The organism is Actinomadura sp. KC06, assembly GCF_004348735.1.
In the GTDB taxonomy this organism is placed as follows: Bacteria; Actinomycetota; Actinomycetes; order Streptosporangiales; family Streptosporangiaceae; genus Spirillospora.
In genome coordinates this window covers 16,171-35,129 of record NZ_SMKT01000044.1, presented here as the reverse complement: position 1 = coordinate 35,129, position 18,959 = coordinate 16,171, and the positions used below count along the sequence as shown (strand labels likewise).

The window sequence follows — 18,959 nt, the reverse complement described above, 5'->3', positions numbered from 1 at the left end:
CAGCATGCGTCGTTACGAACTCATGGCCATCCTCGACCCCGCCGTCGACGAGCGCACCGCCAACGCGGCACTCGACCCGTTCCTGAAGGTCGTCAAGGACGGCGGCGGCAGCGTGGAGAAGGTCGACGTCTGGGGCCGCAGGCGCCTGGCGTACGAGATCCAGAAGAAGTCCGAAGGCATCTACGCGGTGGTCGACCTCTCGGCCGAGCCTGCCACGGTCAAGGAGCTCGACCGGCAGCTCAACCTGAGCGAGTCGATCCTCCGCACGAAGGTCATCCGCCCCGAGGTCCACTGAGCCAGACGCCCCGCGTCAGGCCCCAGGCCCTCACAGCAGCCGGAGCGAGCCCCATGGCAGGCGACACCGTAATCACGATCGTCGGGAACCTCGTCGAGGACCCGAATCTGCGTTTCACCCCCAGCGGCCAGGCGGTCGCGTCCTTCCGCATCGCCTCGACCCCGCGGTTCTTCGACCGCCAGTCGGGCGACTGGAAGGACGGTGAGGCGCTCTTCCTGACCTGCAACGTCTGGCGGCAGGCCGCCGAGAACGTGGCCGAGACCCTGCAGCGCGGCATGCGGGTGATCGTGCAGGGCCGCCTCAAGCAGCGGTCGTACGAGACCCGCGAAGGTGAGAAGCGCACCGTCTTCGAGATCGAGGTCGACGAGGTCGGCCCGTCGTTGCGCAACGCCACCGCCAAGGTCAACAAGACCCAGCGGCAGGGCGGCGGGTTCGGCGGTGGCGGTGGCGGCGGCCAAGGCGGCGGTGGCGGTTTCGGAGGCGGCGGCCAGCAAGGCGGTGGCGGCGGCTTCGGAGGCGGCCAGCAGGGCGGGGGCGGAGCCCCGGCCGACGACCCCTGGGCCACCAGCGGTGGCGGCGGCGGTGGCGGCGGCGGGTACTCCGACGACCCACCCTTCTAGCCACTGGGGCCGTTCCGCCGAGCACTTCGGCCGACCGCATCGGCCGACCGGGTTCGGTTGGCCGGGTCGGTTGGCCGGGTCGGTTGGCGGCGTCCGGCGCCCTCGGTCGGTTCGGTTGGCCGGTTGGGACGCCAGGGCTGCGGAGCGAATCGGCACTTCGTGCATGACCAGCAAGATCAAATGACAACGTCCATTCCCGCGTGAGCGGGGCTCTCCCAAAGGAGCACCACGATGGCGAAGCCACCTCCTCGCAAGCCGAAGAAGAAGGTTTGCGTTTTCTGCCAGGAGAAGATCTCCTACGTCGACTACAAGGACACCGGGCTGCTGCGGAAGTTCATCTCCGACCGCGGCAAGATCCGCGCCCGGCGGGTGACCGGCAACTGCACTCAGCACCAGCGGGACGTCGCCACGGCGATCAAGAACGCCCGCGAGATGGCGCTGCTGCCGTACACCAGCACCGCGCGCTGAGGCAGGGGGAAAGACGATGAAGCTCATCCTGACCCAGCAGGTCTCCGGGCTCGGCGAGCCCGGTGACGTCATCGAGGTCCGCGACGGCTACGGCCGCAACTACCTCGTCCCCCGCGGGTTCGCGATCAGGTGGACCCGGGGCGCCGAGAAGGAGATCGAGTCGATCAAGAAGGCGCGTTCGGCCCGCGAGATCGCGACCGTCGAGCACGCCAAGGAGGTCGCCGGCCGGCTCCAGGCGCTGCGGGTGACGCTGCGCACCCGCACCGGCAGCGGCGGCCGCCTGTTCGGCGCCGTGACGGCCGCCGACATCGCCGAGGCGGTCCGCGCCGCCGACGGGCCCGACCTGGACCGCCGCCGCATCGAGATCGGGAACCCGATCAAGACGGTCGGCACGCACCGGGTCAGCGTCCGCCTGCACAGCGACGTCAACGCCACGATCGACGTCAACGTCGTCGAGGCCTGACGCACGTCAGCCGAACGGCCCCCGCGTCCCATCCGGGCGCGGGGGCCGTCGTGCTTTTCCGCGTTTCATGTGAAACGTCCGCGAACCGCCCTGGGCTTGTTCTATCCGCAACGTCCAACTACGTTCCGTAAGGAGAGCATCGCGGAATGTAAGGGGGACGGTGTTGAACGCGTATTCGGAGGAGGATGCGGACGCCCGGGAACGCGACCGTTCGCCGGTGACGCGCCGCTCGCTCATCGGCGGCGTCGTGGGGGCCGGACTGCTGGAGATGCTGTCCGTGGCGTCTCCCGTCCAGAATGAGGCCATGGCTGCCGATCTTTCACCCGGACCGGCCGGGGCCTCCGGGCATACCGGGCTGGGACGCGCAGGGCCGGGTGAACGCCTCGAAGCAGGCGAAACCGTCCTCTTCACGGCGGACGCCCCGCGCGTGTACACCCGCGACCAGTGGAACGCTCGGGCGCCGCGCCGTCCCGCCAAGGTCGTCGGCCGCCGTCCCGACCACATCGTCGTGCACCACACCGCCACGGCGAACTCCAAGAACCGTTCGCGCGCCCATGCCTTCGCGCTGTCCCGGTTCATCCAGGACATCCACATGGACAGGAACCGCTGGGACGACGCAGGCCAGCAGCTCACCATCAGCCGTGGCGGCTTCGTGATGGAGGGCCGGAACAGAAGCCTCAAGGCCATCCGGAACGGCGACCTCGCCATCGGCGCGCAGGTCCTGCACCACAACGAGCACACGATCGGGATCGAGAACGAGGGCACGTACATGACGAAGGCGGTCCCGCGCCGCCTGTGGAGTTCGCTGGTCGAGGTGTGCGTCTGGCTCTGCCGGTCGTATGACCTGGAGCCGTCCAAGGCCATCGTTGGGCACCGCGACTACAACAAGACCGCCTGCCCCGGCGACGTCCTCTACGCTCGCCTGCCCGCTCTCCGCCGCGCCGTGGCGAAGCGTCTCGACGGGGCGTCGTCATCGTCCGACAACGCCACCGGAGACGACGGGATCCTGCCCATCCTCCCGCCCTTGGACGATCTGACCTGACCCTCATAAGGGTGCGGCGTCAGGTTTCGGGGGTGCTGTAGCGCGTGCGGCGGCGGGCGATCTCGGGGTCGATGCCCTCGACGAGCGACCAGATGCCCGCGACCCTTTCCACCAGGGTTTCGGGAGGCAGTCCGGTCAGGCCCTCCGCCGCCAGGTCGTCGATCGCCTGCGTCAGCCGGGCCATCCGCTCGCCGTGTGTGGAACACATGTTCGAATAGTAGCGAGTGTGAAGGCCGGTGCGGGTGCGGTTCGAGGAATCCGTTGCCCGCCGCCGCGCGTCCCCGGTCGCCAGGGCTCGCGCCGCGCCAGGGCTCCCGCCGCGCCAGGAGCCGGGCGCCTGCGCGTTTCCGTCAGCGGACGGCGCCGGTGACCATCCAGCGGTCGCCGCGGGCGCGCAGGCCCAGGGTGAGCAGCCGGGTCAGCATCCAAAGGCCGATCGCCGCCCAGAGCCCGATCAGTCCCGCGTCCGTCCGGTAGAGGACGATCGCGGCCGGCAGGAAGACGACCGTCGCGATGAGGGTCGTCACCGCCAGGTAGGCGCCGTCGCCCGCGCCGATCAGGATGCCGTCCAGGACGAACACCACGCCCGCGACCGGCTGCAGCGCGGCCACGACCAGCAGTGAGGCGAGCAGCAGGTGGCGGACGCCGTCGTCCGACGTGAACAGCCCGGGCAGCCACGGCCGGACCGCGAGGATACCCAGCCCGAAGGCCACGCCGCAGACGACGCCCCACCACACCATCCGGCGCGTGACGGCCCGCGTGCCCGCGAGGTCGGACGCGCCGAGGTAGCGCCCGGTGATCGCCTGACCGGCGATCGCGATGGCGTCGAGCGCGAACACCAGCAGCGTCCACACCTGGAATCCGACCTGGTAGGCGGCGATCTCCTCGTCGCCCATCCGCGCCGCGATCGACGTCCCGACGATGAGGACGATACGCAGCGCCGCCGTCCGGACGATGAGCCCGATGCCCGCCGTCGCGGACGTCCTCAACCCGGCCATGTCCGGACGAACCGGAGCCCCATGCCGGCGGGCCGCCCGCAGCACGACGGCGACGTAGACGGCCGCGCTGGCCGTCTGGGCGATCACGGTGCCCCACGCCGAACCGGCGATCCCCCACTCCAGGACGATCACGAACAGCACGTTGAGCAGCAGGTTCACCGAGAACCCGCCGATCGACACGACGAGGGGCGTCCGGGTGTCCTGGAGGCCGCGCAGCACGCCCGTCCCGGCCAGGACGATCAGCATCCCCGGGATCCCGAAGAGGCTGACCCGCAGGTAGGTCTCGGCATAGGGGGCGACGTCGGCGGACGCCCCGAACGCGTCCACCACCCCTGGGACCAGCGGCAGGCCGATCACGATCAGCGCCAGGCCGATGGCGAGCGCGAGCCACATCCCGTCGATGCCCTGCCGGACGGCCGCGCGTATGTCCCCGGCGCCGACCTGCCGTGCCACTCCGGCGGTCGTCCCGTACGCGAGGAAGACGCACAGGTAGACGAGCGTGGTCAGGGCCTGACCGGCGACTCCGAGCCCGCCCAGCGGCGCGGTGCCGAGGTGCCCGACGATCGCCGAGTCCGACAGCAGGAAGAGGGGTTCGGCGACGAGCGCGCCGAAGGCCGGCACGGCGAGGCGCAGGATCTCGCGGTCGTGCGCGGACGCGAGCCGCCGGGGAGTGGACACCGCGTCGAGGCTACCAGGCTGTAACTCATATAAGAACTTCACACCTTACATCGCTCAGGATCGCGAACTTTCTTTCCCGCACACCCGGTGGACGACGTTTACGCACTTCAAACGGCTGCGGCGCGCGTCGTCCACGCCGAATCCACAAAGTTGTCCACAGGTCGTGCACAACGCGATCGGCGTGTCTGCACAGGCGGTCCACAGGCTCGTCCACAGGACGCTTTGCTCCCGGCCGCGTGGCCTCGGGAGAATGTCGGACGCTTCAGGTAGACGTGAGATGAACGGTCGGCGATGGGGCGGACGGGGCCGCCGGCGACCGAGATGAAGGGGGTGCGACGGTGAGCGTGGCCGAGATCGGACCGTCCGAGCCCGAGTTCGAACGCACCCCACCGCACGACATCTCCGCCGAGCAGGGCGTCCTCGGCGGCATGCTGCTCTCCCCGGACGCCATCGCCGAGGTCGTCGAGCTCCTGCGCACGCCCGACTTCTACCGTCCCGCGCACCAGATCGTCTACGACACCATTCTCAACCTCTACGGCCGCGGCGACCCCGCCGACGCGGTCACCGTCGCCGGCGAGCTGACCAAGAACGGCGAGATCGGCCGCATCGGCGGTGCGCCCTACCTGCACACCCTGATCTCCCTCGTGCCCACGGCGGCCAACGCCGGGTACTACGCGAAGATCGTCCATGAGCGGGCGATCCTGCGGCGGCTGGTCGAGACCGGCACCCGCATCGTCCAGATGGGGTACGCCGCCGACGGCGCGGACGCCGACGAGGTCCTCGACCGCGCCCAGGCCGAGGTCTTCGCCATCGCCGAGAAGCGCGCCGGCGAGGACTACGTCGCCCTCAGCGAGATCATGCCCGGCGCCCTGGACGAGATCGAGGCGATCGGCAGCCGCGGCGGCCAGATGGTCGGCTGCCCCACCGGTTTCGCCGACCTCGACGCCCTCACCAACGGCCTCCACCCCGGCCAGATGATTGTGGTCGCCGCGAGACCTGCCATGGGTAAGGCATTTGCCCTAAATGTCCCACTTCCCACCCCTTCGGGATGGACCACTATGGGCGAAGTGTCCGTTGGTGACTACCTGATCGGAGCCGACGGCAAACCGACGCGCGTCGTCGCCGCCACGGAAGTCATGCACAGCCGCCCGTGCTATGAGATCGAGTTCTCGGACGGCGAGGTCATCGTCGCCGATGCACAGCACCAGTGGCGTACGACCACCCGCGCGAGCCGCCGTCAGCAGAGTCAGAGGAACCGGACCTATTACTGGTCCGACGAGGCGATCAACCGTGTCCGATGGGCGCCAGCGGATGCGAATGAGCAGGCCCGTCGGCTCGTCACGCACCGAGAGGCGGTCGCCGATGTTGGCGAGGAGTTCAAGAATGTGCTCCGCACGGTAACCCGGGAATTGGGGCACCGTGGAGAGGTAGATGCGAGCATCTCCAAACGCCCTCTCCGCAATGAGCGGACGAGTCTCTACCGAGGGGGGCTACTGGGGCGTGCGGTTCGTCCACTGAACTTCGCGACGACGGCGCAGCATCGGTCAACCAAGACGACCGAGGAGATTGCCGCAACCGTGCGTTGTGACGGCGACAATCGTCCTAATCATGCAGTCGAAGTTGCTGCGCCCTTTCAGCTGCCCAAAGCGGACCTGCCCATTTATCCATACGTGCTGGGTGCATGGCTCGGTGATGGGCACAGCTGGTCTGGCACGATCACCTGCTTCGATGAGGAGATCCTTGAGCAGATAGAAGCAGCCGGGCAGCCGGTCACGCGTCGCGGGACTCCCGGGCGGTTCGGCCTCCCGGGTTTCCACGCGAAGATCACAGAGCTGGGGCTGTGGCGGAACAAGCACATACCGGGTCAGTACCTGCGGGCGTCTGAGGAGCAGCGGCGGGCGTTGCTGGCGGGGATGCTCGATACCGACGGATATGTGTCCGAGATCGGGCAGGTCCAGCTAGGGTTCGTCAACAAGCGGCTCGCTGAAGGCGCCCACGAGCTGATTCTCAGCCTCGGTTACCGGGCGACGATGACGACCAAGAAGGTCAAGGGACGTTCGCCGGAGACGTCCACCTTCTACCGCATCAATTTCACGCCTGCGGAGACGGTGTTCCGGTTGCCGCGTAAGGCGGCGCGGCAGCGTGCGGTCGTCGACCCCAAGGTGCGGGTGCGGTACATCGTGGACGTCCGGCCGGTCGAGAGCGTCCCGGTGCGGTGCGTCCAGGTCGACAATGCCGACCACATGTATCTGGCCGGACGGTCCTGCATCCCGACGCACAATTCCACGCTCGCGCTCGACTTCGCGCGGGCGGCGTCGATCAAGCATGGGTTGACGTCGGCGTTCTTCAGCCTGGAGATGGGGCGGAACGAGATCACGATGCGGCTGCTGTCGGCGGAGGCGCGGGTGGCGCTGCACGCGATGCGGTCCGGCACGATGCAGGACGAGGACTGGACGCGTCTCGCACGCCGGATGAGCGAGGTCGCCGAGGCGCCGCTGTTCATCGACGATTCGCCCAACATGTCGATGATGGAGATCCGCGCTAAGTGCCGTCGGCTCAAACAGCAGCACGACCTGCGCCTGGTGATCGTCGACTATCTGCAGCTGATGACGTCGGGGAAGCGCGTCGAGAGCCGCCAGGTCGAGGTGTCGGAGTTCTCCCGCTCGCTGAAGCTGCTGGCCAAGGAGCTCGGCGTCCCGGTCATCGCGTTGTCGCAGCTCAACCGAGGTCCTGAGCAGCGAACGGACAAGAAGCCCATGGTGTCCGACCTGCGCGAATCGGGCTCGATCGAGCAGGATGCGGACATGGTGATCCTGCTGCACAGGGAGGACGCCTACGAGAAGGAGTCGCCGCGGGCCGGTGAGGCCGACCTGATCGTGGCCAAGCATCGTAACGGCCCCACCGCCACCGTCACCGTCGCCTTCCAGGGGCATTACAGCCGCTTTGTCGATATGGCCCAGTAATCGGCGGTCAGTGCTGTTTGGCGTAGAGGTGGAGGGTGAGCGGGGCGGACACCGCGGTTATGGCGGCGGTCGTGATGAGCGTCCAAGCGAATGATCCGCCGGTGCCGCCGGTGGCGTTCATCAGATCTCTGGCCGTGGTCGCGACGTGGCTGAGCGGGTTGATGTCCACGAAGGCCTGGAGCCAGCCGGGCATGGTTTCGGGTTCGACGAAGATGTTGCTGGCGAACGAGAGCGGCATGAGCACGATGTTGGCGATGCTGATGACGACGGCCGGGTCGCGCACGAGCAGTGCCACCGCGGCCCACAGCAGTGACAGGGAGAGCCCGAAGGCGACGATTAGGGCCACAGCGGCGAGCACGCCCGGTGCGCCGCCGTCCGGCCGGTATCCCATGATCAGCCCGAGGACCACGACGATGGCGGACGCGAACAGGTAGCGGGCGGCGTCGCTGAGCAGGCCGCCGAGCACGAAGGCGCCGCGCCAGACGGACAGCGAGCTGAAGCGCTCGAAGGCCCCGGTCGTGACGTCCTGGGCGAGGCGGGCGCCGCCGTACATGGTGACGATGGCGATGCTCATGCTCAGCGTTCCGGGCAGGAGGACTTCGAGGTAGGCGCCGGGCGAGCCGCTGACGGCACCGCCGAAGAGGTATGTGAACAGCACGGTGAACAGGACCGGGATGGCCACCGAGTCCACGAGCTGTTTGGGATCGTGCCTGATCTTGAGCAGGGCCCGCCGGCCGAAGGTCGCGGAGGCGAGGAGCGCCCCGGCGCGGCGACGCGGCCGGGCCGCCGTGAGCATGATGTCGATCTGGTGGGTCTCCGCCCCGATGGCGCGGGAGACGGCGGCCGGGCTGCTCATGCGTTGTCCTCCTCGTCAGCGGTGGCGGGGGCGACCTCACGGCCGGTCGTGCGGCCGCGGACGGAGCCGTCCGTGTGGCCAAGGGCGGATCCGGCCGCGCGGCGGCCGGCCTGTTCGGTGGTGGGGGCGGTTTTGTGGGCGGTCAAGGCTAGGAAGGCTTCGTCCAGGCTGGGGTGGCCGAGGGTGACTTCGGCGACCGGGACCCGGGCGTCGGCTAGCCGGATCATGGCGTGGCCGATCCGGCGGGCCACGTCCGTCGCGTCGGTTGGGGCGGTCAGCGGGACGGAGAGGGCGAGCGGGTCTGCGGCGAGGCGGACCGTCCCGTCCAGGGTGTCGGCCAGGACCTGCCGTGCTCGCGGACGCGCCGCGCCGTCGAGGAGCCGGACGTGCAGCGTGCCCGAGCCGACCCGGGATTTGAGCTGGGCGCTGGTGCCTTCGGCCACGACCCGGCCGCGGTCGATGACCGCGATCCGCCCGGCGAGCTGGTCGGCCTCGTCGAGGTACTGGGTGGTGAGCAGGACGGTGGTGCCCGCCGCGGCGATCCGGCGGACCAGCTCCCACACCCGGCCGCGGCCGCGCGGGTCGAGTCCGGTGGTCGGTTCGTCGAGGAACAGCAGGTCGGGGGTCACGATCAGGCTGGCCGCGATGTCGAGCCGGCGGCGCATTCCGCCCGAGTACCCGCCCACCGGACGGGCGGCCGCGCCGGTGAGGTCGAACGCGGTGAGCAGGTCGTCGGCTCGCCGCCGGACGGCGGCGCGGGACAGGCCGTGTAGGCGGCCGAGGACGGACAGGTTCTCGTATCCGGTCAGGTCCGCGTCCAGGGCGGCGAACTGGCCGGTCACCGCGACCCGGGCCCGGATCGCGTCCCGCGCGCGGATCACGTCGTGGCCGAGGACGCGGGCGGTGCCGCGGTCGGGCCGGGTCAAGGTGGCCAGTACGCGGACGGCGGTGGTCTTCCCTGCTCCGTTCGGGCCGAGGAGCCCGAACACCTGACCGCGCTGGACCGTGAGGTCGATCCCGTCCAGGGCTCGGTTCCCGCCGTAGACCTTGACCAGGCCGCGCGCCTCGATCGCCGGGCCGTCCCTCTCCGGGCTGTTCTTTGACATGCTGTAAGAGTTGGCTATCTCTTACGGCTTGTCAAGGTTGCGGCCGGACGGATATCGTCATCGGGATGGGTGACACGCTCGGCACGGCCGCGAAGGCGACTCGCACCCGGCGGTCCGACGCCCGGCGCAGCATCGACGCCATCCTCAACGCGGCGCGCATCGTGCTCGGCGAGCGGCTCGACGCCAGCATGGAGGAGATCGCGACCGCGGCCAGCGTCACCCGCCAGACCGTCTACGCGCACTTCCCCTCGCGCGACGCTCTCATCGCGGCCCTCATCGAGGTCGCGGCGGCCGAATACCTCGCCCTGCTCGACGACGCCGGCCTCGACACCGCCCCGCCCGCCGACGCGCTGGCCCGGTTCCTCGACGCCGGATGGCGGTTCATCGGCCGCTATCCCCTCATCCTCAATCCCACCCTGACCGGGATCCCGCGGCCCAAGACCAACGACCCCCACGACGTCGTGCCGCCGCGGCTCGAACGGCTCATCCAGCGAGGCCAGCGCGCGGGCGACTTCGACCGGTCGCCTCCCGCCGCCTGGCTCGCCGCCGCCGTGATCGGCCTCCAGCACACCGCCGCGGCCGAAGTCGCCGACGGACGCCTCACCGCCGACGAGGCTGCGGCTTTGTGCCTGGAAAGCACTCTGCGCCTCTGCGGCAGCGGCAGTGGCGGCGGCGACGGCGACGGGACGGCGAGCGCGAGCGCTCACTGACGGCGGCCAGGCGCGGGGCAGCCTAGGTTTACGCTGCTGGTACGTCGGTCAGAACGCGCCGCGCCAAGGTCGAGGACGTCCATGAGCTGGCCTTGGGGATGCCTCATGTCACGGTCGAGCACGGGAAGGGCGAGAACCCCGTCTACCAGGTCGGCGGCAAGTCGTTCGTGTTCTTCCGCACACCCCGTCCGGACGCGGTCGATCCGGACACCGGCGAGCGCTACCCGGACGTGATCGTGTTCTGGGTCCCGTCCGAGTCCGACAAGCTCGCGCTGGTTCAGGACGAGGCGTCGCCGTTCTTCACGACACCGCACTTCAACGGCCACCGGTCGGTGCTGCTGCGGGCGAGCCGGATCGGTGAGCTCACGCTGGGGGAGCTGACGGAGATCGTCCAGGACGCCTGGCTGTCCCAAGCGTCGCGCAGGCGGGCGACGGCCTGGCTCGACGCCCACCCGGACCCGGCCGAATAGGCACGGACGCGCGCGCCGCGCAGGTCAGCGGCCAGCCGCCGGGGTACAGGCGCGCGACGTTGGACGCCTTGATCGGCAGCGCAGACACGGTCATCTCGCGGCGGCGGCACCCGTCCGGGTACACCCATCGGCATCGCCGCCAATCCAGTCGGTTTTCTGCGACGGCAGGGAACGCGGTCAAGTTCTGTCCGCATTGGTTCGTAGGTTCTGGGGACCAGTACGAACAACAAGGGGGCACTGATGACGATCGTGGTTACCACTCCGACCGGGCATGTCGGGTCCCGCGTGGTCCGGTTGCTGTTGCAGGCCGGCGTCCGGCCGCGGGTGCTGGTCCGCGACCCGGCGCGGCTGGACGCGGCCACCCGCGAGCGCGTCGACGTAAGGCGCGGCGACCTGACCGACGCCGCGTTCGTCCGCGAGGCGACGTCGGGCGCGCGGACGGTCTTCTGGGTCGATCCGACTCCGCACTCGTCCGAGGACCCGATCGAGACGTCCGACCGGACGGCGGACCCGCTGATCGAGGCGGCCCAGGCCGGGGACGTCGCGCGCGTCGTCCTGCTGAGCAGCGTCGGCGCCGAGAAGCGCCACGGAGCCGGGCACATCGATGGCCTGGCGCGGATCGAGGAGCGGCTCGACGCCACCTCCGCCGACACGCTCCATCTGCGCTGCGGCTACTTCTTCACCAACCTGCTGATGGACCTGGACGGACTCGCCGGCGGCGTCCTGACCACGCCGTTCCACCCCGACGTGCCCATGGCATGGGTCGACCCGCGCGACATCGGGGACGTCGTCGCCGCACGGCTGCTCAACGACGACTGGAAGGGCCACGAGATCCAGGCCGTCCACGGACCCGAGGACCTCACCTTCCAGCAGGTCGCGGCCATTCTCACCGAGGTGCTGGGACGGACGGTCCAGCTCGTGGTCGTCGGCGAGGACGATGTCCGAGAGGCGCTGCGCTCCGCCGGGCTGAGCCCGACCGCCGTGGAGGGCATCGTCGGAATGTCCGCCGGGACGCGCGACCTCGTCCCCGAGCAGCCTCGCGACGTGGTGACCACGACTCCCACCCCGCTCGCGGCCTGGGCCTACGCCCACCTGCGCCCGGCCCTCAGTCAGTGACATCGACCGCCTCAAGCTCTGATTGGACTTACACCCACCCCGGTTGTGGTGTTTGGCCCACTGCCCGTCGCCATGCCCGCTCTTAGGTTGACGTTCAACCGACTGAGGAGCGCGAATGGCGGAGAAGAGCAGAAGGAATGTGCTGCGGGGCGGCTTGGCGGTGACGGCGGCGAGCCTTGCCGTCCCCATGACCGGAGCGAGCCCGGCCAAGGCGACTGTGGCCAAAGCGACGCCGGGCGAGGCAGGCCCGCCGCCTCCAGGCCCGGCCAAGGTCGGACGGGACGACCCGCGCTACCCGTCCCTCGCCTACCGCGGCTACAACCGGCGGTTCGTCGGCAAGCCGCAGCACGTGTGGGTCGCAGGCACGACGGAGCATGTCGTCCGCGCCGTCCAGGACGCGGTCGACACCCGCAGGAGGGTCACGGTCCGCAGCGGCGGCCACGGCTTCGAGGACTTCGTCGGCGATCCGGCCGTGGAGGTCGTCATCGACACCAGCGCCATGACCGCCGTCTACTACGACCCCCGCCGCCGCGCTTTCGCCGTCGAAGCCGGGTCTTCGCTAGGGGAGGCGTACCGCAGGCTGTACCTGGGGTGGGGCGTGACTGTCCCGGCGGGGTGGTGCCCCGGCGTGGGTGCGGGCGGGCATGTGCTGGGCGGCGGTTTCGGGCCGCTGTCGCGGATGATGGGCCTGGCCGTCGACCACCTCTACGCGGTCGAAGTGGTCGTGGTGGACGGCCGTGGCCGGGCGCGCAGCGTCATCGCCACCAGGGAGCGGACGGACCCGAACCGCGACCTGTGGTGGGCGCACACCGGCGGCGGTGGGGGCACCTTCGGCATCGTCACCCGCTACTGGTTCCGGACGCCGGGCGCACGCGGCGATGATCCGTCCCGGCTCCTGCCCGCGCCGCCGCCGACCGTGCTGAGCTTCACGATCACATGGGATTGGCGGGACTTCACCCGGGACGCGTTCGCGCGGCTCGTCCGCAACCATGGCAGGTGGGTGGAGCGCAACAGCTCCCCCGGATCCCCGGCGACGAAGCTGTACAGCGAGATCCAGCTCAATCGGCGTCCGATCGGCCAGCTCGGCATGATCGGACAGGTGGCGGCCGCGTCCGGCACCGCCGAGAGGCTGCTGGACGAGCACCTCGCCGCGATCAACGAGGGCGTGCCGGCTACCCCGTCCCGCCAGGTGAGGACCCAGCCGTGGCTGGCCGCCGCATTGGCGGGCTCGCCCGGTGATCCCGGCCCCGTGTACCGGCTGAAGGTGAAGTCGGGATATCTGCGCCGGTGCCTGACCGACCGGCAGATCGACGTCCTGCACCACCATCTGACCAGGTCCGACTACGACCACCCGGGCGGCAGCCTGAGCCTCTACACCTTCGGCGGCCAGGTCAACACGGTCGCCGCGGACGCGACCGCCACGCCCCACCGCGACACGATCATGAAGATGTTCTTCGTCAACGGCTGGGAGGACCCGAAGGACGACGCCAAGCACATCGCCTGGCTGCGGTCGCTTTACCGCGACCTTTTCGCCGACACAGGCGGCGTTCCCGCGGCCGGCGATGGCGCGTTCATCAATTACCCGGACAACGATCTCGCCGACCCGTTTTGGAACCGTGGTGCGCCCTGGCACACCCTGTATTTCCGGGCCAACTATCCGCGGCTGCAGCGAATCAAGGCGAAGTACGATCCGCGCAACGTCTTCCACCACGCCCTTTCGGTGCGCGCCGGAGAGTGAGCGATCACGTGACCTTCGTGTAGATGATGTCGAAGTCGTGTTCCCAGGTCTCGTTGTCGAGCGACTTCTCCCAGGCGGCCTGGATGGTGCGGCCGTCGGCGCTGAGCGTCCCAGAGAACCGCTGGTCGAAGCCCGGCGCGTCCCGCCACATCTTCCACAGGCCGTTGTCGAACGTCATCTGGTAGACGCGCGACACGCCACGCGAGTCGTAGTAGAGGACGGTGTAGACATCGGACGAGTCGTCCCGGCCGACAAGCTGCGTGGCGGTCGGGAAGGGCGGTGGCGACGCCGAGTGAATGCGCAGGAAGCCGCCGTCCTCAAGCCATTCGCACGTGACCGCCGCCTCTGCCTCCTCGAACGTCGGAACGCGAATCGTCCATTCTCCGACCAGCGGTTTCAGCGGCTCCAGCACCGGATTCGGTGGCATCGATGTCATGGCATGTCCTCCGCTTCCCGTCGCCGGGCCATCGCCCAAGCGTCCATGAAGTCTGACATTGGAGGTCGGCCACGACACGCAATCGCAGCCCGGATGGCGTGTCCGACGATGGCCATTTCGCCCGTCCCGTGCCTCGCGGCCAGGTCGGGCACGGTCAGGCACGCGTCAGGCGCAGATCAGGCGAGCAGCCGCCTAGCGTGATCTCGCCCGCATGATCGACTGGAAGAAGGAGGCTTTCGTGGCATCAACCGTGCGTTCCCTGGGGCTGGGCATCGCGGTCTCGGTGGCGATGTTGCCGCTCATCGCTGCAGCGCCGGCCGAGGCCGCTCCGAACTCGGATGCGGCGGCCGCGAGGTGCGGATACGACATCTGCATGTACACCAAGAAGAACTACAAGGGGACGATGAAGGGCTATAACCACTGGCAGATGGAGTGCACGAACTTCGACCGCAAGTTCAAGATGAAGTCACTGAAGATCACCAGCAACAAGGGTACGACGTTCTACGCCAAGAAGGGCTGCAAGGGCCGGGCTTCCAAGTCCTTCAGGGGCAATGTGAACATCCCGAACTACGCCTTCACCGCCCGATCCGGATACTGACCACCCGGCCACACCGCCAAGCCGGCTAGCGCAACGCCTGCCGCTGCCGATCCGGAGGCCGCACGTCGGGTCGTCCGCCTGCTGAAGGAGAGCGGGTGACCCGATCCGGTACCGGTCTCGGCGGGGGTGAGCAAGAGTGGCCCGTATGGTGCTGAGAAGGTTCCGCCGCATGCTGCGGAGTGCGGGCCGCTATGACGCGAATACGGGCGGGGTTTCACGCGAAGCGCATGTGTACATCAACCTGTCCGACGAGGGGCGCACGCACAAATGCTCGCCCGAGTTCGTCAACGATCTGTGCGACAGGATCATGCCTCCTGCGGTGGAGGAGCTGAACCGCCGCCTGGGTCAGGGTTGGGCGCGTGAGATCGAACCTTGGCTCGTTCTCGAAGGCCCGGCTCTGACCTTCAAAATCCTTCTCGTAAAGCTGGACGGGTTGGAGCTGATCGATATGTCCACGCTCGTCAACGAGGTGTTCAACGAGTATTGGGAAAGGGAGATCGACCGCATTCCTCCCGAGTAGCCGACCGGGGGCGGCGTCGGCGGGCGGGTGTCAGCGGGGTGCGGCGTCAGCGGGCGGGGCGTTCGTAGAGGAGTTCGCGTCCGTCTTCCTCGTCCCATTGCTCGCCGACCTCGGTGAAGCCGTGGCCCGCGATCGTGGCGAGGGAGGCGGCGTTGCCGGGGCTGATCGACGCGCGGACCGTCGTGACGGACGGTTCGGACGCGGCGCGGTCGAGCAGCGCGGTGAGCATCGCCTTCGCGTACCCGCGGCGGCGGTGGGCCGGGTCGACCGAGTAGGCGATCTCGACGGTTCCGTCGGTGTTCGGGGCGCCGTGGAAACCCGCGTGGCCGACGACGGTTCCTTCTGGTTCCGCGACGACGGCGCGGACAATCCATCGCGCGTGTTCCGGTTCGCGGGCGAGCTGGCCGAGCCGGAATCGCCAGAGGAATTTCGCCTCGTCGGTGACGAAGTATTCGGTGAGCGGGATTCCGGCGGCGGCGCTCGCAGTGGACAGGTCGTCGGCGAGCAGCGCTTTCATCGCCGATCGGGGCAGCTCGACGAAGCGGATGGCAGGTGGCATGGGCGGCTCCTCGGGTCGGGGCGCCCAGCCTACGTCGGGCTTTCCGACGGTGAGAAATGGATTTAGCGGCGGCGGATCTTCGCGTGGTGGTCGGCCAGGCGGCTGCTGGACGGCCCGCAGCCGATCATGTCGATCGCGCTTGTGAGCGCAGGCGGGCTGCGTGGTGGGTCTGGTTGTCCAGCGCGCGTTGCAGAAACGTCTCGATGACCTCTAGTTCGGCGATGGTGAAGCGGCGCAGTTCGGCCAGGGCATCGGTCACGATCGGTCCCCAGATTTCCTGGCTGAGCAGGTCGGCCTGGTCGGTCAGGTGGACCAGGACGCGGCGCCGGTCCGCCTCGTCGCGGACTCGCCGGGCCAGACCCGCCCGCTCCAAGCGGTCGATGGCGGTGGTGGCCGCGCCTCCGGTCAGTCCGGCGGCGGCGGCCAGTTCGCTCGCGGTGAGCGGGCCGCGGGCGGTGAGCCGGCTCAGACATCGCAGGTCGGTGCGGTTGACGCCCAGGCGCCGGGCCGCCAGCTCATCGATCAGGTCGGTGGCGTCCTGCAGCTCCTGGACGGCCCTGGCGATGGCGCCCGCCCTCAGTTCCTTTGACAATCTAATCCTTAGAAAGTTAAATCAATTGGTTGTCGAAGTCTAACCCCGAGGGAGGCGGTCGTGCCAGAACACCGGTTGCACCTGCGCCAGGCGACGGCGGGCGATGTCCCCGCTCTGCTTTCGCTGATGGACTCCGTCCTGAAGTGGCTGGTGGCCCAGGGGCGGCCCGAGCAGTGGGGGACGGTGCCGTTCTCGCAGCAAGCGGGATTCCCGGAGCGGGTCGCCGACTGGACGTCTCAAGGCGTCATCACCGTCGCCGAGCGGGGCGGTGCTTGCGTCGGACTTCTGGCTGCGGCGCCCGTCGTCCCGCCGCGCGTTCCCGATGGGGTGGTGCCTGAAGGATCGATGTTTATCCACAGTGTGATGACCGACCGTGGGCCTGACGGGTGCGGTGTAGGTTCGGCTCTGCTGGCCCACGCTGAGCACCTTGCGAAAGCGCAGGGCGCGCCCGCTCTGGCCCTGGATCACTGGGCGGGCAGCCCTGAACTCGGACGCATCTACGACGAACACGGCTACGTCCGGGTCGCCGAATACACCGATGGGCAAGGTGAGAGCGCCGACCGCAATCTTGTGCGGGTTCGGCGTCTCAAGGGGAGGTGAGTTCTTCAGAGAGGGCGTGGAGGTGGCCCAAGGCTGCTCACGTTGACGATCCGCGCCGGCGCCCACGAGATGAGGGTGGGCTGGAAGAGCCAGGTGAGCAGGTAGTCGGACAGGTAGTCCACCTGGAGCCGTCGTAGCCGATTCCGGCGTTGTTGACCAGCACGTCCAGGCAGGGGTTGTCGGCGTGGACGGCCTCGGCCGGCGTGCGGGTCTCGGCCAGGGACGACAGGCCGGCGCGGTACCGGGACGCGTGGCCGCCGAGCTCTTGCTGGGTCGCCTTGCCGCGCTGGTCGTCCCGTCCGTGGACGAGGACCGGCGCGCCTTCGGCGGCGAGTTCGGCGGCCAGCGCGCGGCCCAGTCCATCCGTCGCGCCGGTGATGAGGATGGTCCGCTATGGCCTGTCGAGGAAGTCCCTCACGAGCTTGGTGAATTCGTCGGGGCGTTCCATCATCGCCACGTGTCCGGTGTCGAGCTCGGCATATTCGGCGCCCGGGATGGTGCGGACGAATTCGCGGTGGTTCTCGACGGGGATGGTCTGGTCACGGGTGCAGCCGATGACGAGCGTGGGTGCCTCGATGCGCGGAAGCAGTTCGCGGACGTCCAGCCGTTGGACGAGGTCGAGCTGACGTAGCCGTGCGTCCGTGGGCTGCATGAAGCCCCGCATCTGCTCGGCGCCTTCGTGGCCGATCGCGTTGAGGAACTGGGGGCTGCAGGCGGTCAGCGTGCCGAGGCGTCCGAAGGCGTCCGGGTCGGAGGAGAGGCCCAGCCAGGTGGTGATCAGCTGCCGGACGTACTCGTCGCCCGCGTGGCTCAGCCCCGCGACGGGGACCAGCCGGCGGACGAGGTCTGGACGCAGCGCGGCGGCCGCGGCGGCCGTGGGCGCGCCAAGCGAGAAGCCGACCACGTCGGCGGGCCCGGCCCCGGCGTCCTCGATCACGGCGTTGACCTGGGCGGCGAGGGCCTCGATGGACAGCGGCGAGCCGTCGTCCGCGGCGGGGTCGGAGCCCGCGAGGTCGGGGAGGATCACGGTGTGGTCGGCGGAGAGGGCGCCGGACCAGCCGTCCCACATGGCCGAGCCGGGGCCCACGCCGTGGACCAGGACGACGGCGGGCCCGGAGCCCTCCGTGCGGTAGGTGATGCGGGCGTTTCCAGCGGTGAGTTTCGTCATGCGGCCCACGCTGCCCGGACGGGACGGCGATGAGGAGCGGACCGCTTTGGCTAGGACAAGCGATCCCAGGCTGCGCTCCCGGCGATCACGGATCATGGACGGTATGAGCATGGACCGACGCGAACTCGCCGATTTCCTCCGCCGTTCCCGGGAGCGGCTGCGTCCGCAGGAGGTCGGCCTCGCGGCCGGGTCTCGGCGCCGGACGCCGGGGCTGCGCCGCGAGGAGGTGTCGCAGCTCGCGGGGATGTCCGCCGACTACTACATGCGGCTTGAGCAGGCGCGGAGCCCGCAGCCGTCGGTGCAGATGCTCGGCGCGCTGGCCCGTGCGCTGCGGCTGACGGAGGACGAGCGCGACCATTTGTACGTTCTGGCTGGGCATCGTCCGCCTGCGGGGTCGTTCGCGGGCGAGCACGTCCGGCCAGGGCTGCTGTACTTGCTCGATCGGCTGCATGAGACGCCCGCGCAGATCGTGGGGGACCTTGGGGACGTCCTGGCGCAGAACGTCCTAGCGGAATCGCTTTTCGGTTGCGTGTGCACGGTGGAGCCGGGCGATCGGAACATGGTGTGGCGCTGGTTCACGGACCCGTTCGTCCGGGAGGCGTACCCGCAGGACGAGCACGACCACTACAGCCGCCTGCACGTCGCCGATCTGCGCGCCAGCGTGGCACGGCGCGGCAACGATGCTGCTGCGTCCGCGCTAGTCCGGCGCCTGCACGACGCTAGCGACGAGTTCACGGAGCTTTGGAAGCGCCATGAGGTTGCTGTGCGCCGCACCAGCCGCATGAGGGTTCTCCACCCGGAGGTGGGGGCGATCGAGTTCGACGCGGAGACCCTGCTCACCCCGGCAGAAGATCAGCGGCTGGTCGTCTTCACGCCGCCGCCCGGAAGCCCCACCATCGAGGCCCTCGAACTCTTGCAGGTCATCGGGCCCGAGACCGCCCATCGCAGCCACGTCTGACTCAG

22 protein-coding genes are annotated in these 18,959 nt (G+C 69.3%); 14 read left to right on the top strand and 8 right to left on the bottom strand.

What is annotated here, in order from left to right; genetic code table 11:
• Nucleotides 1-4: 4 nt before the first annotated feature.
• From rpsF to E1287_RS16500, 5 genes are all read left to right on the top strand, one after another.
• Nucleotides 5-295 carry a 30S ribosomal protein S6 gene (gene rpsF / locus E1287_RS16520; RefSeq protein ID WP_131965833.1) on the top strand — a complete coding sequence of 97 codons (291 nt, stop codon included), beginning with the start codon at nt 5-7 and terminating at the stop codon, nt 293-295.
• 53 nt (nt 296-348) lie between these two features.
• Nucleotides 349-915 (top strand): single-stranded DNA-binding protein, encoded by a 567-nt coding sequence (locus E1287_RS16515; RefSeq protein ID WP_131965832.1) that lies wholly within the window; start codon nt 349-351, stop codon nt 913-915.
• A gap of 231 nt (nt 916-1,146) precedes the next feature.
• Nucleotides 1,147-1,383: a 30S ribosomal protein S18 gene (gene rpsR / locus E1287_RS16510; RefSeq protein WP_019631633.1), complete on the top strand. Its 237-nt coding sequence runs from the start codon at nt 1,147-1,149 to the stop codon at nt 1,381-1,383.
• Between the two features lie 16 nt (nt 1,384-1,399).
• Nucleotides 1,400-1,846: a 50S ribosomal protein L9 gene (rplI, locus tag E1287_RS16505; RefSeq protein ID WP_131965831.1), complete on the top strand. Its 447-nt coding sequence runs from the start codon at nt 1,400-1,402 to the stop codon at nt 1,844-1,846.
• 163 nt (nt 1,847-2,009) lie between these two features.
• Nucleotides 2,010-2,888: a peptidoglycan recognition family protein gene (locus E1287_RS16500; RefSeq protein WP_243719076.1), complete on the top strand. Its 879-nt coding sequence runs from the start codon at nt 2,010-2,012 to the stop codon at nt 2,886-2,888.
• A gap of 19 nt (nt 2,889-2,907) precedes the next feature.
• On the opposite strand, the gene E1287_RS16495 is transcribed toward E1287_RS16500, so the two are convergent.
• The gene (locus E1287_RS16495; RefSeq protein WP_131965830.1) at nt 2,908-3,096 is read right to left on the bottom strand and encodes a hypothetical protein; all 189 of its coding nucleotides are present in this window, start codon (nt 3,094-3,096) and stop codon (nt 2,908-2,910) included.
• Between the two features lie 142 nt (nt 3,097-3,238).
• Nucleotides 3,239-4,564, bottom strand: a complete 1,326-nt coding sequence (locus tag E1287_RS16490) for an MATE family efflux transporter (RefSeq protein ID WP_131965829.1) — start codon at nt 4,562-4,564, stop codon at nt 3,239-3,241.
• 338 nt (nt 4,565-4,902) lie between these two features.
• Between E1287_RS16490 and dnaB the strand changes: the two genes are divergently transcribed.
• A complete protein-coding gene (dnaB, locus tag E1287_RS16485) occupies nt 4,903-7,527 on the top strand; it encodes a replicative DNA helicase (protein ID WP_131965828.1) in 2,625 nt (874 codons plus the stop codon).
• A 7-nt stretch (nt 7,528-7,534) separates the two neighbouring features.
• On the opposite strand, the gene E1287_RS16480 is transcribed toward dnaB, so the two are convergent.
• Both E1287_RS16480 and E1287_RS16475 read right to left on the bottom strand, forming a co-directional pair.
• A complete protein-coding gene (locus E1287_RS16480) occupies nt 7,535-8,383 on the bottom strand; it encodes an ABC transporter permease (RefSeq protein WP_207934251.1) in 849 nt (282 codons plus the stop codon).
• Nucleotides 8,380-9,489, bottom strand: coding sequence for an ATP-binding cassette domain-containing protein (locus E1287_RS16475; protein WP_131965827.1), 1,110 nt, complete (start codon nt 9,487-9,489; stop codon nt 8,380-8,382). The genes E1287_RS16480 and E1287_RS16475 overlap by 4 nt, the downstream gene beginning before the upstream one ends.
• A 65-nt stretch (nt 9,490-9,554) precedes the next feature.
• Here E1287_RS16475 and E1287_RS16470 point away from each other — a divergent pair, with 65 nt between their 5' ends.
• The 4 genes from E1287_RS16470 to E1287_RS16455 all read left to right on the top strand — a co-directional run bounded on the left by E1287_RS16470 (nt 9,555) and on the right by E1287_RS16455 (nt 13,523).
• Complete coding sequence (locus E1287_RS16470; RefSeq protein ID WP_131965826.1) at nt 9,555-10,199, top strand: TetR/AcrR family transcriptional regulator; 645 nt, start codon at nt 9,555-9,557, stop codon at nt 10,197-10,199.
• Between the two features lie 98 nt (nt 10,200-10,297).
• The gene (locus E1287_RS16465; protein ID WP_131965825.1) at nt 10,298-10,669 is read left to right on the top strand and encodes an MmcQ/YjbR family DNA-binding protein; all 372 of its coding nucleotides are present in this window, start codon (nt 10,298-10,300) and stop codon (nt 10,667-10,669) included.
• A 240-nt stretch (nt 10,670-10,909) separates the two neighbouring features.
• Complete coding sequence (locus E1287_RS16460; protein WP_131965824.1) at nt 10,910-11,785, top strand: NmrA family NAD(P)-binding protein; 876 nt, start codon at nt 10,910-10,912, stop codon at nt 11,783-11,785.
• A 115-nt stretch (nt 11,786-11,900) separates the two neighbouring features.
• Nucleotides 11,901-13,523, top strand: coding sequence for an FAD-binding protein (locus E1287_RS16455; RefSeq protein WP_131965823.1), 1,623 nt, complete (start codon nt 11,901-11,903; stop codon nt 13,521-13,523).
• Nucleotides 13,524-13,527: 4 nt separating this feature from the next.
• Here the strand turns inward: E1287_RS16455 and E1287_RS16450 are convergent, their stop codons facing one another.
• Nucleotides 13,528-13,959: a hypothetical protein gene (locus E1287_RS16450; RefSeq protein WP_131965822.1), complete on the bottom strand. Its 432-nt coding sequence runs from the start codon at nt 13,957-13,959 to the stop codon at nt 13,528-13,530.
• 211 nt (nt 13,960-14,170) lie between these two features.
• Between E1287_RS16450 and E1287_RS16445 the strand changes: the two genes are divergently transcribed.
• Together E1287_RS16445 and E1287_RS16440 are read left to right on the top strand one after the other, a co-directional pair.
• Nucleotides 14,171-14,557 carry a hypothetical protein gene (locus tag E1287_RS16445; RefSeq protein ID WP_131965821.1) on the top strand — a complete coding sequence of 129 codons (387 nt, stop codon included), beginning with the start codon at nt 14,171-14,173 and terminating at the stop codon, nt 14,555-14,557.
• A gap of 169 nt (nt 14,558-14,726) precedes the next feature.
• On the top strand, nt 14,727-15,077 hold the full coding sequence (locus tag E1287_RS16440) for a hypothetical protein (protein WP_131965820.1): 351 nt from the start codon (nt 14,727-14,729) through the stop codon (nt 15,075-15,077).
• 46 nt (nt 15,078-15,123) lie between these two features.
• Here the strand turns inward: E1287_RS16440 and E1287_RS16435 are convergent, their stop codons facing one another.
• Together E1287_RS16435 and E1287_RS16430 are read right to left on the bottom strand one after the other, a co-directional pair.
• On the bottom strand, nt 15,124-15,636 hold the full coding sequence (locus E1287_RS16435) for a GNAT family protein (protein WP_207934250.1): 513 nt from the start codon (nt 15,634-15,636) through the stop codon (nt 15,124-15,126).
• A gap of 124 nt (nt 15,637-15,760) precedes the next feature.
• The gene (locus tag E1287_RS16430; RefSeq protein ID WP_165969033.1) at nt 15,761-16,228 is read right to left on the bottom strand and encodes a MarR family transcriptional regulator; all 468 of its coding nucleotides are present in this window, start codon (nt 16,226-16,228) and stop codon (nt 15,761-15,763) included.
• Between the two features lie 60 nt (nt 16,229-16,288).
• On the opposite strand from E1287_RS16430, the gene E1287_RS16425 reads away from it, so the two are divergent.
• Nucleotides 16,289-16,828, top strand: a complete 540-nt coding sequence (locus E1287_RS16425; protein ID WP_131965818.1) for a GNAT family N-acetyltransferase — start codon at nt 16,289-16,291, stop codon at nt 16,826-16,828.
• Nucleotides 16,829-17,219: 391 nt separating this feature from the next.
• Here E1287_RS16425 and E1287_RS16415 read toward each other — a convergent pair whose 3' ends face one another.
• The gene (locus E1287_RS16415) at nt 17,220-17,996 is read right to left on the bottom strand and encodes an alpha/beta hydrolase (RefSeq protein ID WP_131965817.1); all 777 of its coding nucleotides are present in this window, start codon (nt 17,994-17,996) and stop codon (nt 17,220-17,222) included.
• A 103-nt stretch (nt 17,997-18,099) separates the two neighbouring features.
• Between E1287_RS16415 and E1287_RS16410 the strand changes: the two genes are divergently transcribed.
• Nucleotides 18,100-18,954, top strand: coding sequence for a helix-turn-helix transcriptional regulator (locus E1287_RS16410; RefSeq protein ID WP_131965816.1), 855 nt, complete (start codon nt 18,100-18,102; stop codon nt 18,952-18,954).
• Nucleotides 18,955-18,959 lie beyond the last annotated feature (5 nt).

Bases quoted from the DNA above. Each gene is read 5' to 3' on its own strand.
- rpsF (WP_131965833.1), top strand. From the start codon at position 5: ATGCGTCGTTACGAACTCATGGCCATCCTCGACCCCGCCGTCGACGAG.
- E1287_RS16515 (WP_131965832.1), top strand. From the start codon at position 349: ATGGCAGGCGACACCGTAATCACGATCGTCGGGAACCTCGTCGAGGAC.
- rpsR (WP_019631633.1), top strand. From the start codon at position 1,147: ATGGCGAAGCCACCTCCTCGCAAGCCGAAGAAGAAGGTTTGCGTTTTC.
- rplI (WP_131965831.1), top strand. From the start codon at position 1,400: ATGAAGCTCATCCTGACCCAGCAGGTCTCCGGGCTCGGCGAGCCCGGT.
- E1287_RS16495 (WP_131965830.1), bottom strand. From the start codon at position 3,096: ATGTGTTCCACACACGGCGAGCGGATGGCCCGGCTGACGCAGGCGATC.
- E1287_RS16480 (WP_207934251.1), bottom strand. From the start codon at position 8,383: ATGAGCAGCCCGGCCGCCGTCTCCCGCGCCATCGGGGCGGAGACCCAC.
- E1287_RS16475 (WP_131965827.1), bottom strand. From the start codon at position 9,489: ATGTCAAAGAACAGCCCGGAGAGGGACGGCCCGGCGATCGAGGCGCGC.
- E1287_RS16470 (WP_131965826.1), top strand. From the start codon at position 9,555: ATGGGTGACACGCTCGGCACGGCCGCGAAGGCGACTCGCACCCGGCGG.
- E1287_RS16465 (WP_131965825.1), top strand. From the start codon at position 10,298: ATGCCTCATGTCACGGTCGAGCACGGGAAGGGCGAGAACCCCGTCTAC.
- E1287_RS16460 (WP_131965824.1), top strand. From the start codon at position 10,910: ATGACGATCGTGGTTACCACTCCGACCGGGCATGTCGGGTCCCGCGTG.
- E1287_RS16455 (WP_131965823.1), top strand. From the start codon at position 11,901: ATGGCGGAGAAGAGCAGAAGGAATGTGCTGCGGGGCGGCTTGGCGGTG.
- E1287_RS16450 (WP_131965822.1), bottom strand. From the start codon at position 13,959: ATGACATCGATGCCACCGAATCCGGTGCTGGAGCCGCTGAAACCGCTG.
- E1287_RS16445 (WP_131965821.1), top strand. From the start codon at position 14,171: ATGATCGACTGGAAGAAGGAGGCTTTCGTGGCATCAACCGTGCGTTCC.
- E1287_RS16440 (WP_131965820.1), top strand. From the start codon at position 14,727: ATGCTGCGGAGTGCGGGCCGCTATGACGCGAATACGGGCGGGGTTTCA.
- E1287_RS16435 (WP_207934250.1), bottom strand. From the start codon at position 15,636: ATGCCACCTGCCATCCGCTTCGTCGAGCTGCCCCGATCGGCGATGAAA.
- E1287_RS16415 (WP_131965817.1), bottom strand. From the start codon at position 17,996: ATGACGAAACTCACCGCTGGAAACGCCCGCATCACCTACCGCACGGAG.
- E1287_RS16410 (WP_131965816.1), top strand. From the start codon at position 18,100: ATGAGCATGGACCGACGCGAACTCGCCGATTTCCTCCGCCGTTCCCGG.